Here is a 16,759-nt window from a genome sequence, read left to right on the forward strand (position 1 = left end):
GATCGGATACCGGGCGCGATGTCCTGGTCACCGATCGGGTTCGGGATCCTTCAGCCAATTGATCAGTTCGGTGGAGAAAGCGACCGGGTCCTCCTCGTGCGGGAAGTGGCCGAGTCCGTCGAACAGCCGCCAGCGGTACGGCGCTTCGACGTACTCCCCGGAGCCGGCCGCGCTGCGGGTGCGCATCACCGGGTCGAGGGAGCCGTGCAGATGGAGCGTCGGCACGCGCACGGGCCGCTTCATGCGCCGGTAGAACTGGATGCCGTCCGGGCGGGCCAGTGACCGCACCAGCCACCGGTACGGCTCCACCGAGCAGTGCGCGGTGGAGGGGATGCACATCGCGCGCCGGTACCTCTCCAGCACCTCGTCCTCCGGCAACGAGGGCCCGGACCACTCACGGATCAGCCGGCCCACCAGTTCTCCGTCGTCGGCGGTCAGCTGCCGCTCCGGGATCCAGGGCCGCTGGAAACCCCAGATGTGGGAGCTCGCGGAGGTCTGCCGGACGTCGGCGAGCATCGCCGAGCGCCAGCGCCGGGGGTGCGGCATCGAGGCGACCGCGAGCCGCCGTACGAGCTTGGGGCGCATGACGGCCGCCGTCCACGCCAGGTAGCCGCCCAGGTCGTGGCCGACCAGCGCGGCGTCCGGCTCGCCGAGGGAGCGGATCACGCCGGTGATGTCGAGGGCCAGGTTGGCCGGGTCGTAGCCGCGGGGCGTGCGGTCGCTGCCGCCGACACCCCGCAGATCCATCGCGACGGCCCGGAAGCCCGCGTCGGCCAGCGCGGTCAGCTGGTGCCGCCAGGTCCACCAGAACTGGGGGAAGCCGTGCACCAGCATGACGAGGGGGCCGTCGCCCAGCTCGGCGATGTGGAAGCGCGCGCCGTTGGCGGCGACCTCCCGGTGGGTCACCTTTCGGCCGTCGACGACGTCGGGTCGTACGACCGAGGCAGGTAGCGCCGAAGGCGTGGCGGGGTCCGTCATGACGACGAGCGTGCCACAGCCTCGATGGCCTCCGGAGCCCGGTCCCGCGCGAGCTCGGGCCTCGGGTGCGGCTTGGCCTTCTGCAGGACGCCCGCGGACTCCTTCACGGAGGCGGCGACCTTCTGCGGGCCCTTGCCCTTCTTGGCCTTCTTCGCGAAGACGACGCCGACCAGCACCAGGACCAGGGCGATCAGGACGTTGGCCGCGAAGGACAGCAGGAAGCAGATCGCGAGGTTCCAGTCGCTCCAGGTCCGGATGCCGTAGGCGAGGGCGAAGTTGAGCATCGGCAGCGAGAAGAGCAGGATCGCGCCGGCCATCGTGAACGCGCCGCCGCTCGTCGCGCCGCGCTTGACGTCCTGTTTGAGCTGCGCCTTCGCCAGCGCGATCTCGTCGTGCACCAGCGCCGACATCTCGGTCGTCGCGGAGGCGAACAGCTGGCCGATGCTGCGTTCGGCGCCGACCGGGCTGCCGTCGGGTGCGCTCATCGCGGTCTCCCTCGTCTTGTACGGTTCCGCCGGCTTCTGCCTGACTGCGTGCGGTCCCGTCTTTTGTACCGTCCCGTCAGATCATGCCGGACGGTCGCCCTCCTCGCCCGCCCTGCCCGTCACTTCGGCAAGCCCGGTCCCCGCGGCGCCTTTCTCCCGGGCGATCTCCGCGGCGATCCGCCGGTGCTCGGACGCCTTGCGGTCATGGATGGCGGCCATGCGCAGGTGGTACGCCGGGTCGTGCTCCTCGTAGACGTCGGGGATACCGTCGAGGTCGTCGTCACGCTGCTCGGCCTCCCACAGGCGCCGGTACTTGGCGTTGCGGATCTTCAGCAGGACGCTCGCCAGAACCGCCGCGATCACCGAGCCCGTCAGGACGGCGGCCTTGACCTCGTCGGTGAGGGCCGTGTCGCCCTCGAAGGCCAGCTCGCCGATGAGCAGGGAGACCGTGAAGCCGATGCCGGCCAGCGTCGCGACGGCGAAGAGGTCCGCCCAGGCGAGGTCCTCGCTGAGCGAGGCCCGGGTGAAGCGGGCGGTCAGCCATGTTCCGCCGAAGATGCCGATCGTCTTGCCGACGACCAGTCCCAGCACCACGCCGAGGGTCTCCGGCTGGGAGAACACCTTCGCGAGCGCCCCGCCGGAGATGGCCACACCGGCGCTGAACAGGGCGAACAGGGGGACGGCCAGTCCTGCGGACAGGGGCCGTACCAGGTGCTCGATGCGCTCGCCCGGGGAGCGCTCCTCGCCCTCCCGGGTGGTGCAGCGCAGCATCAGCCCCATCGCGACGCCGGCGATGGTGGCGTGGATGCCGCTGTTGTACATCAGGGCCCAGACGACGACCGCGAGCGGGACGTAGATGTACCAGCCGCGGACGCCCTTGCGCAGCAGCAGCCAGAACACGGCGAGGCCGGCGACCGCGCCGCCGAGGGCGGCGAAGTTCAGGGTGTCGGTGAAGAACACCGCGATGATCAGGATCGCGAAGAGGTCGTCGACGACGGCGAGCGTGAGCAGGAAGGCGCGCAGTGCGCTCGGCAGGGACGTGCCGATGACGGCGAGCACGGCCAGCGCGAACGCGATGTCGGTGGCGGTGGGCACGGCCCAGCCGTCCGTCGAGCCGCCGCCGGTGAGGCTGGTGAGCGTGTACACGAGTGCCGGTGCGGCCATGCCGCACAGGGCGGCCACCACGGGCAGGACCGCGGCCCGGGGATCCTTGAGGTCTCCGGCGACCAGTTCGCGCTTGAGTTCGATGCCGGCGACGAAGAAGAAGACGGCGAGCAGACCGTCGGCGGCCCAGTGGGCGATGGACAGGTTCAGCCCGAGGGCCTCGGGACCGAGGTGGTAGTGGCTGACCGTCTCGTAGCTGTCGTGCAGCGCGGGTACGTTCGCCCAGACCAGCGCGGTGACAGCGGCGACGAGCAGCAGCACACCGCCGACGGTCTCGGTGCGCAGGGCGTCCGCGACGAAGGTCCGCTCGGGGAGGGACAGCCGTCCGAGGACCTTGCGGGGAGCGGTTGTACGGGGCGCGGTCACGGGGGACACCTTCGGTCGGTGGGCAGGACGGAACACGTGCCGACCAGACTTCCCGGCTCACCTGTTTGTTTAGCTTACCTAAGCTGCGCCGTGCGGGGTCCCGGTGATCTTCGCGTGATGTGCGACAGGGGCACCCGGCGCACTGGTCACCGGGTGCCCCTGTCGGCGTACGACTACTCCCGCTCGGCCGGTCCCCGGTCGCCTAGTCCTCGCTCGGCGCGGCCGGCAGCTTCGCCTGGATGAGATCCATGACCGTGGAGTCGGTCAGGGTGGTCACGTCTCCGAGCTGGCGGTTCTCGGCGACGTCCCGCAGCAGACGGCGCATGATCTTGCCGGAACGCGTCTTCGGCAGCTCGGCCACCGGCAGGATCCGCTTGGGCTTGGCGATCGGGCCGAGGGTCGCGCCGACGTGGTTGCGCAAGTCGTCGACGAGCCTCTCGTCCTCCGACGCCGTACCGCGCAGGATGACGAAGGCGACGATCGCCTGGCCCGTCGTCTCGTCCGCCGCGCCGACGACCGCCGCCTCGGCGACCGACGGGTGGGAGACGAGTGCCGACTCCACCTCGGTGGTGGAGATGTTGTGGCCCGACACGAGCATCACGTCGTCGACCCGGCCCAGCAGCCAGATGTCTCCGTCGTCGTCCTTCTTCGCGCCGTCACCGGCGAAGTACTTGCCCTCGAAGCGGGACCAGTACGTGTCGATGAACCGTTGGTCGTCGCCCCAGATGGTGCGCAGCATCGACGGCCACGGCTCGGTCAGGACCAGGTAGCCGCCACCTCCGTTGGGTACGTCGTTCGCCTCGTCGTCGACGACGGTCGCGGAGATGCCGGGCAGCGGCGTCTGCGCGGAGCCCGGCTTGGTCTCCGTGACGCCCGGCAGCGGCGAGATCATCATCGCGCCGGTCTCGGTCTGCCACCAGGTGTCCACGATCGGCGTACGGTCGCCCCCGATGTGCTTGCGGTACCAGATCCAGGCCTCGGGGTTGATCGGCTCACCCACGGACCCGAGGACCCGCAGGCTGGACAGGTCGAACTTCGCGGGGATGTCGTCGCCCCACTTCATGAACGTACGGATGGCGGTCGGCGCCGTGTACAGGATCGTCACCCCGTACTTCTGCACGACCTCCCAGAACCGGCCCTGGTGCGGGGTGTCGGGCGTGCCCTCGTACATGACCTGGGTCGCGCCGTTGGCCAGCGGCCCGTAGACGATGTACGAGTGCCCGGTGACCCAGCCGACGTCGGCGGTGCACCAGTACACGTCGGTCTCCGGCTTGAGGTCGAAGACGGCGTGGTGGGTGTAGGCGGCCTGGGTGAGGTAGCCGCCGGAGGTGTGCAGGATGCCCTTCGGTTTCCCCGTCGTACCGGAGGTGTAGAGGATGAACAGCGGGTGCTCGGCCTCGAACGCCTCGGGCGTGTGCTCGGCCGGCTGCCGGTCCACGATGTCGTGCCACCACACGTCCCGGCTGTCGTCCCACGCGACGTCCTGCCCGGTACGGCGGACCACAAGCACGTGCTCCACGTTGTCGACCTTGGAGATCGCCTCGTCGACGGCCGGCTTGAGCGCGGACGGCTTGCCGCGCCGGTAGCCGCCGTCGGACGTGATGACGACCTTGGCGTCGGCGTCCTGGATGCGGGTGGCCAGCGCGTCCGCCGAGAAACCGCCGAAGACGACGGAGTGCGTGGCGCCGATACGGGCGCACGCCAGCATCGCGACCGCCGTCTCGGGGATCATCGGCATGTAGACGGCGACGCGGTCGCCCTTGCGCACTCCCAGCTCCAGCAGGGCATGTGCGGCCTTGGAGACCTCGTCCTTGAGCTGGGCGTAGGTGATCGCGCGGCTGTCCCCGGGCTCTCCCTCGAAGTGGATCGCAACCCGGTCGCCGTACCCGGCCTCCACGTGGCGGTCGACGCAGTTGTACGCGACGTTGAGCTCGCCGTCCTTGAACCACTTGGCGAACGGCGGGTTCGACCAGTCCAGCGTCTCCGTCGGCTCCTTGGCCCAGGTCAGTCGGCGGGCCTGCTCGGCCCAGAAGCCGAGCCTGTCAGCCTTGGCCTGTTCGTACGCCTCCGCCGTGACGTTGGCGTGCGCGGCCAGCTCGGCGGGGGGCGCAAACCTGCGCTCTTCCTTGAGCAGGTTGGCCAGGCTCTCGTTGCTCACGACATCTCCCTCTCGAAGGGTGTCCGTTGTGTCCCAGGCCACAGCTCATCAGACCCGGGTGCCCGGTGACAAGGGCCGACGGAAAATTGGTTTAGACCTGTTCAGGTCGTGTTCCGGGTTGCTTCCGTCGGCCCGGCCGTCGGCCGGGGTCATCCGTAGCCACGGACGCCGACCGGCCGGAGTTCAGCCGCTGTAACGCCTTTCACATCCCCCGGGCGGTTCCGGTGACTCCGGCGCGCCTGCGTGGGCGTGCCGGCGAGACCGTGACCGGGGTTCCGGGTGGGTGACGGCGCCGCCGGTGTGCGGCCCCCGCCCGACGGGGACCGGCACACCGGCACCGGCTTCAGGCGGACACGTCGGACACCTGCGGGGCCGAGGAGACTCGTCGGACGTCCGAGGTCTCCGGGATAGAGGAGGCCTCCGAGCCCGTGGGGGCATGGGGGCCGTCGGAAGCATCCGCCACCTCGGGCACTCCGATGTGGTGGAAGAGCCCGCCCTCCTCCCCGCCTCTCTCGGTGAGCAGGTACGCCTGGGCCTCACCGACGTGGAAGTACATCCCGTGCAGCTCCAGCGCGCCGGCCCGCAATGCCCGGGCCACCGACTCGTGCGCGCGCAGGTGGTCCAACTGCTGAACCACGTTGGTCAGGCAGAGCTGCTCGACCGCGTCGGCCGGCGCCCGCCCGGCGAGCCGGGCCCAGGGGCGGCTGTCGTCGGCCAGCCGCTCCAGGCTCGGCAGCCCGTGCCGCAGCCACCGCTTCAGCGGAGTCTGCGCGCCGCCGCCGCTGCCGGATTCGGAGCTGAGCAATGCCTGCATGGCCCCGCACCCGGAGTGCCCGCACACCGTGATGGACCGCACCTCGAGCACGTCCACCGCGTACTCGATGGCGGCCGCCACCGAGTCGTCCCCGCTCTCCTCTCCGGGCAGCGGCACCAGGTTCCCCACGTTGCGCACCACGAACAGGTCGCCGGGACCACTGGAGGTGATCATCGAGGTGACCAGCCGTGAGTCGGCGCAGGTGAGGAAGAGCTGGGACGGGCGCTGTCCCTCCCGGGCCAGCCGCGCCAGCTCATCCCGCACCAGAGGCGCGGTGTTGCGCTGGAACGCGCTGATACCACGGACGAGTTGGTGAGCGCTCGGCGCGGTGTCGGCGGGCCTGCCCGACCCGGCAGAGCCGGCGGACCCGGCAGAACCGGTGGGCCCGGCTGACCTGGCCGCTTCGGGGGACCCGTCGGCCGCCCCGTGCCCGTCGGACGTCCCAGACCCGTCGGACCCGTCGGCGGACCCGTCGGGCCTGGAGGGCCCGCCGAGAGGTCCGCCGGCCTGTCCGTCCGGCTTTCCTGCCGAGGTCCCGTCCTGTGGGTGTCCGTCCGTACGGCCGCCGGGCGAGGCCAACGACAGGGGCGAAGGCGTGATCTTCCGACCCTCGCACTGGTGGTTGCGCCAGGGTGTCCAGGGACGGCAGCGGCAGCCGGCCAGGGAGGTGCCCGCCTCCTGGGTGGGGTCGGGATCCTCGATGGCGGTGGGCTCGGCGGCCGTGACACCGGTGCCGGAGCGGCGGCCGGTCAGGTCGACGGAGCCGCCCTGCCCGGTGTGCGTCTTCCGCCAGTCCTGCAGGGTCTCGTACGCCGCGTGGTCCATGAAGGAGCCGTCCAACTCGACCACCGCATGCGTGCCTTGGGGCACGAGGTGCAGGGCGCGGCTGAGCCGTGGCACCGCGAGGAACGTCAACTGTCCTCGGACACGTACGTGATGGACTCCTTCCTGCTCGTGATGGGTGATGCGGGTGCGGGCGAGACGGTGCAGGGAGACGGCGACGGCCACCGCGATCCCCAGCGCCACGCCCGCCAGGACGTTGAGGAGCACCACGCCGAGGGTGGTGACGGCGTACACCAGCACCTCTCGGTGGCGGGTCACCGTGCGGATGTGGTGCAGGGACACCATCTGGATGCCGACGGCCATCACCAGGGCGGCGAGCGAGGCGAGCGGGATGAGCTCCAGCAGCGGGACCATCAACAGCGCGGCGACTACTACGAGAACGCCGTGCAGCATCGTGGAGTTCCGGCTGACGGCACCGGCGCGCACATTCGCGGTGCTGCGCACGGCCACGCCCGCGACCGGCAGTCCGCCGAGTGCTCCGGAGACCACGTTGGCGGCGCCCTGCCCGAGCAGTTCGCGGTCGAGGTCGGAGCGCCCGACCCGGGCGGGAAGACCGGGGCGGGAGGCGATCAGCTTGTCCACGGCGACCGCGCCCAGCAGGGACTGAACGCTGCACACCAGTGTGATGGTGAGCACGGCCGCGACCAGACCGAGTACGGGTCCCTCGGGCAGTCCGGCCAGGGCGTGGCTGCTCCAGGACGGCAGCTCGACCCTCGGCTGGGTCAGGCCGGCGAGTACGGCGGTGGCGGTGGCACCGGCGACGGCGACCAACGCCGCGGGCACCGTGCGCAGCAGGCGGCCGATCCGGCCGGGCAGGCGGGGCCAGAGCAGCAGGAGAGCCAGCGTCAGCGCGCTCACCGCCACGGCGGCCGGCCGCAGATCCGCCAACTGGGCGGGCAGGGCGCGGAGGTTGTCGAGGACGGAGCTCTGCGGGCTGCCGCCGAGGACGATGTGGAGTTGGGCGACGGCGATGGTGACGCCGATGCCGGCGAGCATGCCGTGCACGATGGCGGGGCTGACGGCGAGCGCGCTGCGTGCCACGCGCAGGCAGCCCAGGCCGAGTTGGGCGAGGCCGGCGAGCACGGTGATGGCGCACGTGGTCTGCCAGCCGTAGCGGTGGATGAGGTCGGCGGTGACGACGGTCAGTCCGGCGGCGGGGCCGCTGACCTGGAGCGGCGCCCCGCCGAGCCACCCGACGACGAGCCCGCCGACGGCGGCGGCCACGAGGCCGGCCTGCAGAGGTGCGCCGGTGGCGAGGGCGATGCCGAGGGACAGGGGCAGGGCGATCAGGAAGACCGCGATCGAGGCGGACACGTCGGCGCCGGCGACATGGAAGCGGCGGCGCCGGGTCGGTGGGGGGCTGTGGGGCGGGTGGACGCGCCGGGTGTGCGTCGAGTCGGACGTGCGGGTGGGGACGCAGGCTGACATGTTTCCCGTCTCCTCCGGGGCAGCGCGGTCGCGGAACAAGTGGTCCCCCGGCGAGGCGGGGGCGGTCGCGGCCGTGGGTCACGGCGTGCAGTGGCGGGATGAAAAATCAACGCTCGGTAAACAGATCGTAATGCAGAGTAAAGGCCAAGCATGGTTATTTCGGGCAAATGGGTCAATAGATCACCCGCAGGAGTGAAGTGAGTCCTTTGTCGGCTTGTCGTACTAATTCCTTCTCTGTCCCGTGCGACCTTGGCGGCGCTGTCGGCTCGTCCCGGCACGCCACCTCAGAACGCCCTTGCCGGCGTTGGTCCGAGAGAAGGAAGAAGGTGGGCGGAAGATGGCCGCCACCCAGAGGATCACCGCGTGCGCCGTGGTCGCCGCGGCCGCCGCCGCTTCGCTCGCCGGTTGCACGGCGGCAACCGGTCGGTCCGACGGTCCCCGGCAAGGGGCGCCGGGCCCGCAGAAGGAGAGGCCGGCCACGGCTCCCGAGAGCGCGGTCCGCCTGATCGGCGACGGTTCCACCGCCTTCACCGGCGCCCAGCCGCACCTGCCCAGACCGGAACGCCTGAAGCCGGGCCAGAAGCCGCCGCAGTTCGTCGTCTTCTCCTGGGACGGCGCCGGCGAGGACAGCCAGCGGCTGTTCTCCCACTTCCGCCAGGTGTCCAAGGCCAACAACGCCACCATGACGTACTTCCTCAGCGGGGTGTACCTGCTGCCGGAGGAGAAGCGCGACCTCTACAAACCGCCGCAGCACTCGCCGGGCCGCTCCGACATCGGCTTCAACGACCACGAGGGCATCGATGCCACCGTGAGGCAACTGCGCCTGGCCTGGCTGGAGGGCAACGAGATCGGCACCCACTTCAACGGCCACTTCTGCGGCAAGGGCGGCGGCGTCGGCGAGTGGTCGGTGGCGGAGTGGCGGGACGAGATCGCCCAGGCCAAGCAGTTCGTGAAGACCTGGAAGACCAACACCGGCATGAAGACGGCGTCCCCGCTGCCCTTCGACTACGACAAGGAGCTCATCGGCGCCCGCACCCCCTGCCTCGAAGGCCGGGAGAACTTCATGAAGGCCGCCCGGGAGCTCGGCTTCCGCTACGACACCAGCGGCGTCAACAACCAGGTGTGGCCCGACAGGGAGGAGGGCCTGTGGGACCTGTCAATGCAGCTCGTGCCCTTTCCGGGCCACTCCTACGAGCAGCTCACCATGGACTACAACTTCATGGTCAACCAGTCCGGCACCAACACCCAGGGCGACCCCACCAAGCACGACCTCTGGGGCGACCAGATGCGTGACGGCCTGCTCATGGGCTTCCGGCGGGCCTACGACGGCAACCGGGCGCCTCTGATCATCGGCAACCACTTCGAGTCCTGGAACGGCGGCACCTACATGCGCGCCGTACAGGAGGTCGTGGAGCGGGTCTGCACCAGAGAGGAGGTGCGCTGTGTCTCCTTCCGGCAGCTGGCCGACTGGCTGGACGCCCAGGACCCGCAGACCCTGGCCAAGCTGGGCACCCTCAAGGTCGGCGAGGCCCCGAAGCAGGGCTGGGCGGCCTTCCTCTCCGGTGGCCCCGCGCCGGCGCCGAAGGGTGTGCCCGGGGCGCCGGCACCGAAGCAGTAGCCGCCGGGGAGCCGGCCGGCCGTCACACGGAGGCGGTGACGCTCTCGCCGAGGACGAAGCCGGGGTCGACCTGAGCGGCCAGGTCGGCCCCGGTCCGCTCGTTCCCCCACGACTGCGCGTTCTTCAGGTGGAAGTGCACCATCTGGCGCGTGTAGCGCTCCCAGTCGCGCCGCTCGTACGCCGAGTCGACGGCCGCCCGCAGCACGTCCAAGGCGTGGCGGTTGGCCTTCTCCAGGGCGTCGAACCGGGGCGGCCGGCCCTTCTCCATGGCCCGCACCCAGTCGGAGTGCCCGACCGTCACGAGCAGGTCGTCCCCGACCTCGGCGCGGAGGAAGTCGAGGTCGTCCTGCCCCTGCACCTTGTTGCCGACGACCCTCAACTCGATGCCGAAGTCGCGGGCGTACTCCTTGTACTGGCGATAGACGGAGATCCCCTTCCGGGTCGGTTCGGCGACGAGGAACGTGACGTCGAAACGGGTGAACATGCCGGAGGCGAAGGAGTCCGAGCCCGCCGTCATGTCGACCACGACGAACTCGTCACGTCCGTCCACCAGGTGGTTCAGGCACAGCTCCACCGCTCCCGTCTTGGAGTGGTAGCAGGCGACCCCCAGGTCGGCGTCCGTGAAGGGGCCCGTGACCATCAAACGGACGGCGCCGCCGTCGAGTGCCACGGTCCGCGCGCAGGCGTCGTACACCGCGTTGTCCTCGCGCACCCGCAGCAGCCGGGATCCCTCGCCGGGCGGCGTCGTCTTGATCATCGTGTCGGCGGAGGCGATGCGGGGGTTGGAGCCGCGCAGATGGTCTTTGATCAGGCGCAGCCGGTCGCCCATCGCGGACAGGGCCGCGGCCTCCGCCTCGTCCAGACCGAGCGCGGCTCCCAGGTGCTGGTTGATGTCCGCGTCGATCGCGATCACGGGCGCGCCGGTGGCGGCGAGGTGGCGGATGAACAAGGACGACAGGGTGGTCTTGCCGCTGCCGCCCTTCCCGACGAAAGCAATTTTCATGTTCACCAAGAGTAGTGCGCTGATAGCTTTGCGTGGCAGGGCTGCGTGAAGAAGACCACTCCATCGAGGGGTGCGGGCGCCCGTTGCGTAGTGTCGTCTCCATGAGTACGACAGGCGCTCCCGCCGATCCGCTCGCGGCCCTGGGCTCGCTGCCCGGTGTGGCCGAGTCCGTCGAGACCGTCCGCAAGGCCGTGGACCGGGTCTACGGGCACCGCATCATGCGCCGCCGCAGCACCGCGATCACCTCCGAGGCCGCCCTGCGCGGCGCCCGCGGTTCGGCGGCGCTGTCCGGTGCGGACTGGGCCCTGGAGGAGGTGCGCCGGCGCAGTGACTTCGGCGCCGACGACGAGGCGCGCGTCGTGGGCGCGGCGCTGCGGCTGACCGCCGAGGCGGGCCAGCTGCTGTCCATCTGGCGCCAGTCGCCCCTGCGGGTACTGGCCCGGCTGCACCTGGTGGCCGCGGCGAGCAAGGACGACGAGGTCGGCCGCCCGCGCCAGGCCGGTGAGCAGGTCGACGAGCCGCTGATCGAGCTGCCGCTGCCCGGCGCGGACGAGGTCGCCGGCCGGCTGGAAGGGCTGTCCGGGCTGATCGTGGCGGGCAGTTCCGCTCCCGCCCTGGTGACGGCTGCCGTCGTCCACGGCGAACTGCTCGCTCTGCGCCCCTTCGCCTCCCACAACGGCCTGGTCGCGCGCGCGGCCGAACGCATCGTCCTGATCGGCAGCGGCCTCGACCCGAAGTCGGTCTGCCCGGCCGAGGTGGGCCACGCCGAACTGGGGCGGGCGGCCTACCTGGCCGCGCTGGACGGTTACGTCTCCGGTACACCTGAGGGTATGGCGGCCTGGATCGCCCACTGCGGCCGGGCGGTCGAGCTGGGAGCCCGTGAGTCGACGGCGGTGTGCGAGGCGCTGCAGCGCGGGGCGGCCTGACGGGAAAAAGGCCCCGCGAGGGGTCCGGACACAAGATGCGGCGGTACGAATTGTCGTACCGCCGCTGGCATGCTCATCGAGTTACCAAGCGTCCTCGAATGTCGCCCATCAGGTCGGGAACTTTGCCCGTCACCTGGTGCGGCTGGCCCGTAATCGACGGGTCGACGTCGCGTGGGTGCCCGATGTTCATGCACCGGTCCGTGGGGCCAAATGCGGTATTTAAGGTGATCCTTTCGGATGTCCTTGGTCTCGCGGGCCGTTGAGTCCTTTGTACTCCAGGACCCCGGCAAGCGGAAGTCCCGTCGCCACTTCTTTACTTTTACTCTCAAAGAGGCGGTAAACGGACGCCCTGGTGGGAGTGGGTGCGCGGTTCCGCTCAGACGGCCGGCGCCGCCCTGCGCCGACTGGCGTACCAGACGAGTCCGGCCGTGGCGGCCGCGGCTCCTATGGCGGCCGCCGCGACCAGCGCGGGGCGCGGCGGGACGGAGAACGAGGGGATGCGCTGCTTCAGCCGCACCGGCCGGTGGAAGTCCAGAATCGGCCACCCGCGCGCGAGGGCCTCGCGGCGCAGTGCGCGGTCGGGGTTCACCGCGTGCGGGTGGCCCACCGCCTCCAGCATCGGCAGGTCGGTCGCCGAGTCGCTGTAGGCGTAGCAGCGCGAGAGGTCGTACCCCTCGGACTCCGCCAGCTCCTTGATCGCCTCCGCCTTGGTCGGGCCGTACGCGTAGTACTCCACCTCGCCGGTGAAGCAGCCGTCCTCGCCGACGACCATGCGGGTGGCCACCACGCGGTCGGCGCCGAGCAGCTCGCCGATCGGCTCGACCACCTCGGCGCCCGACGTCGACACGATCACGACGTCGCGGCCCGCGATGTGGTGTTCCTCGATGAGGGAGGCGGCCTCGTCGTAGATGAGCGGGTCGATCAGGGCGTGGAGGGTCTCGGCCACGATCTCCTTCACCTGCTGGACGTTCCAGCCGCGCACCAGCGCGGACAGGTACTCGCGCGTCCGCTCCATCTGGTCGTGGTCCATACCGCCCACGAGGAAGACGAACTGGGCGTATGCGGTGCGCAAGGCCGCCCTGCGGTTGATCAGGCCGCCCTGGTAGAAGGACTTGCTGAAGGTGAGCGTGCTCGACTTCGCAATGACCGTCTTGTCCAGGTCAAAGAAGGCCGCTGTGCGGGGCAAGGAGTGGTTTTCCACAACGCAGAGCATAGGGGGAGCCCATTCGGCGTAAGGTGGGCGTGTGGGTTTGCCTGAGAGGGCTCTCGGGTACACCATGGAAGTCACGGATCGTTCGCGACCGTGCTAACCCGGTCCGGCTCCTCCCCCCCCGAGTCGGCCGTGGAGACGACCCCCGCTCTCCCCCCCGGCGGGGGTCGTCGCATGTCCGGGTGGGTTTTCCTCTTCTGCAAGCGGCCGTGACGCCATGCCGAGGCGTCCGCAGCCGCATCTTCCGCATGCCCGCAACCCGTCACGCTGCGTAGTCGTCGGACTGCTCTGCGGAAGTCGTACGGGGACTGGGACAGCGCTCACCGGTATGGGTGACAGCGATATTCACAACCATCCTCTCGTCCACAGTTATCCACCAAGATCCACAAGATTTCCGGGTTCGCTGCACCGTGATTCCGACGCGTCCGCTCGCGGCGAGTTCTTGGCCGGTTCCGTTTGCCGGGCGCGTGGGCCGGTTTCCGCCGGTCGTTCATATGGAGACCGCTCGCCGGTTCTTCACACGCAGGGGAATCGCGGGGCCGCGGAGCGGCGCGCGCCCCGCAGCGAAGGGGGATGGAAACCGTGACCGGAGCCGTCACACACGACCCGCCGCCCGCCACCGGAGGACGGCAGGGCAGGCCGCTGATTGTCACCGAGGACGCCGAGCTCCTCGACGACCTGCTGCGGCTGTGCGCCGCGGCAGGCGCCACACCGGAGGTGCACCCCTCCGTTCCGGAACAGCGGGGCGGCTGGGAGTCCGCGCCGCTCGTCCTGGTCGGCGACGACGCCGCGCGCCGGGTGCGCGGGGCCGCCCGCAGGCGCGGAGTGGTTCTCGTCGGACGCGACCAGGACGACTCCGGGGTGTGGCGACGCGCCGTCGAGATCGGAGCCGACCACGTCCTGGTGCTGCCCGACGGTGAACAGTGGCTGGTCGACCGCATCGCCGACGTCGCCGAGGGCGTCGGCCGGCCCGCTCTCACCGTCGGCGTCGTCGGCGGGCGCGGTGGCGCCGGAGCGTCCACGCTCGCGTGCGCCCTTGCCGTCACCTCCGCGCGTGAGGGACTGCGCACCCTCCTCGTGGACGCCGATCCGCTGGGCGGCGGACTCGACGTGCTCCTCGGCGGGGAGACCGCGGAAGGATTGCGCTGGCCCGCGTTCGCCGCCTCACGCGGCCGGGTCGGCGGCGGCGCCCTGGAGGAGTCACTGCCCGAGCTGCACCGGCTGCGGGTGCTCAGCTGGGACCGCGGCGACTGCGTCACCATTCCGCCGCAGGCGGTACGCGCGGTGCTCGCCGCAGCCCGGCGCCGAGGCGGCACGGTCGTCGTCGACCTGCCGCGCCGCGTCGACGACGGCGTCGCCGAGGCCCTCGCCCAGATCGACGTCGGGCTCCTCGTGGTCCCGGCGGAACTGCGCGCGGTCGCGGCTGCCGGACGTGTCGCCTCCGCCGTCGGCATGGTCCTGCGCGACCTTCGGGTGGCGGTACGCGGGCCGTACACGCCCGGACTCGACGACCGTGAGGTGGCCCGGCTGCTCGGACTGCCGCTGGCCGGCGAGGTGCCCGTCGAGTCGGGGCTGCTGCGTCCGGACGGCGGCAAGGCGCCACCCGGCGCGGCCCCCCGCGGGCCCCTCGCCCGGTTCTGCAAGGAGTTCTGGGAGCGGGCGCTGGTCGAGGCAGGTGGCGCATGAGCACGGTGCCCGGACTCGAACGGCTGAGGGGAACGGGAGCGCTGCTCGACGGCGTCCGGCAGTGGCTCGCCGAGAGCGGCGCCGAGCCGACCCCCGCGCGCGTGGCACAGGCGCTGAGGGAACAAGGGCGGGTCCTCGGCGACGCGGAGGTCCTCGGCGCGGCAGAGCAACTGAGGTCGGAACTCGTCGGCAGCGGGCCCCTGGAGCCACTGCTCGCCGACCCCTCGGTGACCGACGTGCTGGTGTCGGCCCCGGACCGGGTCTGGGTCGACCGCGGCGGTGGCCTGGAGTTGACCACCGTCACCTTCCCGGACGCGGCAGCCGTTCGACGCCTCGCGCAGCGCCTGGCCGCGGTGGCCGGACGGCGACTCGACGACGCCCGGCCCTGGGCCGACGCGCGGCTGCCCGACGGCACCCGGCTGCACGCGGTGCTGCCCCCGGTCGCCGTCGGCTGCACGTGCCTGTCGTTGCGGGTGGTGCGGCCGCGGGCGTTCACGCTCGACGAACTGGTGGCCGCGGGCACCGTGCCGCCGGGCGGCGACCAGGTGCTGCGGGACCTGCTGCGGGCCCGGTTGTCGTTCCTGGTCAGCGGCGGCACCGGCAGCGGCAAGACGACCCTGCTCAGCGCCCTGCTGGGCCTGGGGGGGCCCGGGGAGCGCATCGTGCTCGCGGAGGACTCGGCGGAGCTGCGGCCGGATCACCCGCACGTCGTCCGGCTCGAGACCAGACCCGCCAACCAGGAGGGAGCGGGGCTCATCACGCTCGAGGACCTGGTGCGGCAGGCGCTGCGGATGCGACCGGACCGGCTGGTCGTGGGCGAGGTGCGCGGGCCGGAGGTCGTCCACCTGCTGGCCGCGCTGAACACGGGCCACGAGGGCGGCTGCGGCACGGTCCACGCCAACGCCGCCGCGGACGTCCCGGCCCGCCTGGAGGCGCTCGGCACGGCTGCCGGCCTGGACCGGGCCGCGCTGCACAGCCAGTTGGCGGCCGCCCTGTCGGTGGTGCTGCATCTCGTGCGGGACCGGGCCGGGAGACGGCGGATCGCCGAGGTGCACGTTCTGGAGCGGGACTCGTCCGGGCTGGTGCGGACGGTGCCGGCGCTGCGGTGGCGGGCGGAGGCGTTCAGCCGCGAGCGCGGGTGGGAGCGCCTGCGGGACTTGCTGCGAAGTCAGGATGGGGGAGAGAGATGAGCGTGATGCCTGAGGCGCCGATGGTCACGGCCGCGCTTTGTGCCGGGGCGGCGATCTGGCTGCTGAGCGGTCCGTACTCCGGGGCGCGGCGGGCACAGCTGCTGCTGGCGGGAGGCGGGGCGGCCGGCAGTGGGCCGCCGTCCTGGCAGGACCTGGCCGGCGAACTGCGGAGGGTGCGTGGGCGGTGGCGGCCCGAGTGGTGGGCGCCGGTCGCCGGACTGGCCCTGGCGGTGTTGGGCGCCTCGGTACTGCCGGTCGTCGCGGGAGCGGCCGGTGTGCCCCTGCTGCGTCGGTTGCGGCGGGCTCGCGAGGCGCGGCGGGCCGGGGAGCGCCGGGGTGACGCCGTGATCGCGCTGTGCGCCGCGCTCGCCGGGGAAGTGCGCGCGGGACGGCAGCCCGGGGAAGCCTTGCAGCGGGCCGCTCGCGACTCCGGAGGGCTGGGCGCGGCGCAGGCCACCGTGCTGGCGGCGGCACGGTTCGGCGGGGACGTGCCCGGAGCGCTCGCCGCCGCGGCACGCCGGCCCGGGGCCGACGGACTGCTCGGGCTCGCCGCGTGCTGGCGGGTGGCCGTGGACCAGGGCGCAGGCCTCGCCGCAGGCCTCGACCGCCTGGAAGGGGCGTTGCGAGCGGAACGGGATCAGCGGGCGGATCTACGCGCTCAGTTGGCGGGTGCGCGATCCACGGCGGTGATGCTCGCCGGACTCCCCGTGCTGGGCCTCGCCCTGGGGACCGCACTCGGTGCCGACCCCCTGCGCGTCCTGCTGCACACCGGCGCGGGGTGGGGGTGCCTGCTGGTCGGTGGGGTGCTGGAGGGCCTCGGCATGTGGTGGGCGATGCGGATCGTGCGGGGTGCGGAGGAGGTGTGAGGCGTGGTGTGTGGGGGCGTGATG

The 16,759-nt window shown here is 71.6% G+C and carries 12 protein-coding genes; 5 read left to right on the plus strand and 7 right to left on the minus strand.

The window, feature by feature from the left end; genetic code table 11:
* Positions 1 to 27: 27 nt before the first annotated feature.
* From ACIHAR_RS27125 to ACIHAR_RS27145, 5 genes are all read right to left on the minus strand, one after another.
* Positions 28 to 978, minus strand: a complete 951-nt coding sequence (locus ACIHAR_RS27125) for an alpha/beta hydrolase (protein WP_365467228.1) — start codon at positions 976 to 978, stop codon at positions 28 to 30.
* A complete protein-coding gene (locus ACIHAR_RS27130) occupies positions 975 to 1,463 on the minus strand; it encodes a phage holin family protein (RefSeq protein ID WP_365467230.1) in 489 nt (162 codons plus the stop codon). Before ACIHAR_RS27130 ends, ACIHAR_RS27125 begins: the two co-directional genes overlap by 4 nt.
* A gap of 81 nt (positions 1,464 to 1,544) precedes the next feature.
* A complete protein-coding gene (nhaA, locus tag ACIHAR_RS27135; RefSeq protein WP_365467232.1) occupies positions 1,545 to 2,993 on the minus strand; it encodes a Na+/H+ antiporter NhaA in 1,449 nt (482 codons plus the stop codon).
* 202 nt (positions 2,994 to 3,195) lie between these two features.
* Complete coding sequence (acs, locus tag ACIHAR_RS27140) at positions 3,196 to 5,151, minus strand: acetate--CoA ligase (RefSeq protein ID WP_400022331.1); 1,956 nt, start codon at positions 5,149 to 5,151, stop codon at positions 3,196 to 3,198.
* Between the two features lie 343 nt (positions 5,152 to 5,494).
* Positions 5,495 to 8,236, minus strand: a complete 2,742-nt coding sequence (locus ACIHAR_RS27145; RefSeq protein ID WP_400022332.1) for a SulP family inorganic anion transporter — start codon at positions 8,234 to 8,236, stop codon at positions 5,495 to 5,497.
* 337 nt (positions 8,237 to 8,573) lie between these two features.
* Here ACIHAR_RS27145 and ACIHAR_RS27150 point away from each other — a divergent pair, with 337 nt between their 5' ends.
* The gene (locus tag ACIHAR_RS27150) at positions 8,574 to 9,854 is read left to right on the plus strand and encodes a hypothetical protein (protein WP_400022333.1); all 1,281 of its coding nucleotides are present in this window, start codon (positions 8,574 to 8,576) and stop codon (positions 9,852 to 9,854) included.
* A 22-nt stretch (positions 9,855 to 9,876) separates the two neighbouring features.
* On the opposite strand, the gene ACIHAR_RS27155 is transcribed toward ACIHAR_RS27150, so the two are convergent.
* Positions 9,877 to 10,857, minus strand: coding sequence for an ATP-binding protein (locus ACIHAR_RS27155; protein ID WP_400022334.1), 981 nt, complete (start codon positions 10,855 to 10,857; stop codon positions 9,877 to 9,879).
* Between the two features lie 101 nt (positions 10,858 to 10,958).
* Here ACIHAR_RS27155 and ACIHAR_RS27160 point away from each other — a divergent pair, with 101 nt between their 5' ends.
* Positions 10,959 to 11,783 (plus strand): oxidoreductase, encoded by an 825-nt coding sequence (locus tag ACIHAR_RS27160; protein WP_365472026.1) that lies wholly within the window; start codon positions 10,959 to 10,961, stop codon positions 11,781 to 11,783.
* A 376-nt stretch (positions 11,784 to 12,159) separates the two neighbouring features.
* Here the strand turns inward: ACIHAR_RS27160 and ACIHAR_RS27165 are convergent, their stop codons facing one another.
* Positions 12,160 to 12,996, minus strand: coding sequence for an HAD family hydrolase (locus ACIHAR_RS27165; RefSeq protein WP_365472023.1), 837 nt, complete (start codon positions 12,994 to 12,996; stop codon positions 12,160 to 12,162).
* Between the two features lie 570 nt (positions 12,997 to 13,566).
* Between ACIHAR_RS27165 and ssd the strand changes: the two genes are divergently transcribed.
* The 3 genes from ssd to ACIHAR_RS27180 are packed head-to-tail and all read left to right on the plus strand — an operon-like array spanning position 13,567 to position 16,735.
* Entirely contained in the window at positions 13,567 to 14,679 is a 1,113-nt protein-coding gene (gene ssd / locus ACIHAR_RS27170; RefSeq protein WP_400022335.1) for a septum site-determining protein Ssd, read from the plus strand.
* Positions 14,676 to 15,869, plus strand: coding sequence for a TadA family conjugal transfer-associated ATPase (locus ACIHAR_RS27175; protein WP_400022336.1), 1,194 nt, complete (start codon positions 14,676 to 14,678; stop codon positions 15,867 to 15,869). Before ssd ends, ACIHAR_RS27175 begins: the two co-directional genes overlap by 4 nt.
* Positions 15,866 to 16,735: a type II secretion system F family protein gene (locus ACIHAR_RS27180; RefSeq protein ID WP_365472014.1), complete on the plus strand. Its 870-nt coding sequence runs from the start codon at positions 15,866 to 15,868 to the stop codon at positions 16,733 to 16,735. Before ACIHAR_RS27175 ends, ACIHAR_RS27180 begins: the two co-directional genes overlap by 4 nt.
* The last annotated feature ends 24 nt before the right edge of the window (positions 16,736 to 16,759 follow it).

It is taken from the genome of Streptomyces sp. NPDC052016 (assembly GCF_044548445.1).
Lineage (GTDB): Bacteria > Actinomycetota > Actinomycetes > Streptomycetales > Streptomycetaceae > Streptomyces.

Excerpts from the sequence above, each read along its gene's own strand:
- ACIHAR_RS27145 (WP_400022332.1), bottom strand. The coding sequence starts at position 8,236 with ATGTCAGCCTGCGTCCCCACCCGCACGTCCGACTCGACGCACACCCGG.
- ACIHAR_RS27175 (WP_400022336.1), top strand. The coding sequence starts at position 14,676 with ATGAGCACGGTGCCCGGACTCGAACGGCTGAGGGGAACGGGAGCGCTG.
- ACIHAR_RS27150 (WP_400022333.1), top strand. The coding sequence starts at position 8,574 with ATGGCCGCCACCCAGAGGATCACCGCGTGCGCCGTGGTCGCCGCGGCC.
- ssd (WP_400022335.1), top strand. The coding sequence starts at position 13,567 with ATGGAAACCGTGACCGGAGCCGTCACACACGACCCGCCGCCCGCCACC.
- ACIHAR_RS27180 (WP_365472014.1), top strand. The coding sequence starts at position 15,866 with ATGAGCGTGATGCCTGAGGCGCCGATGGTCACGGCCGCGCTTTGTGCC.
- ACIHAR_RS27155 (WP_400022334.1), bottom strand. The coding sequence starts at position 10,857 with ATGAAAATTGCTTTCGTCGGGAAGGGCGGCAGCGGCAAGACCACCCTG.
- ACIHAR_RS27165 (WP_365472023.1), bottom strand. The coding sequence starts at position 12,996 with ATGCTCTGCGTTGTGGAAAACCACTCCTTGCCCCGCACAGCGGCCTTC.
- ACIHAR_RS27130 (WP_365467230.1), bottom strand. The coding sequence starts at position 1,463 with ATGAGCGCACCCGACGGCAGCCCGGTCGGCGCCGAACGCAGCATCGGC.
- ACIHAR_RS27160 (WP_365472026.1), top strand. The coding sequence starts at position 10,959 with ATGAGTACGACAGGCGCTCCCGCCGATCCGCTCGCGGCCCTGGGCTCG.
- ACIHAR_RS27125 (WP_365467228.1), bottom strand. The coding sequence starts at position 978 with ATGACGGACCCCGCCACGCCTTCGGCGCTACCTGCCTCGGTCGTACGA.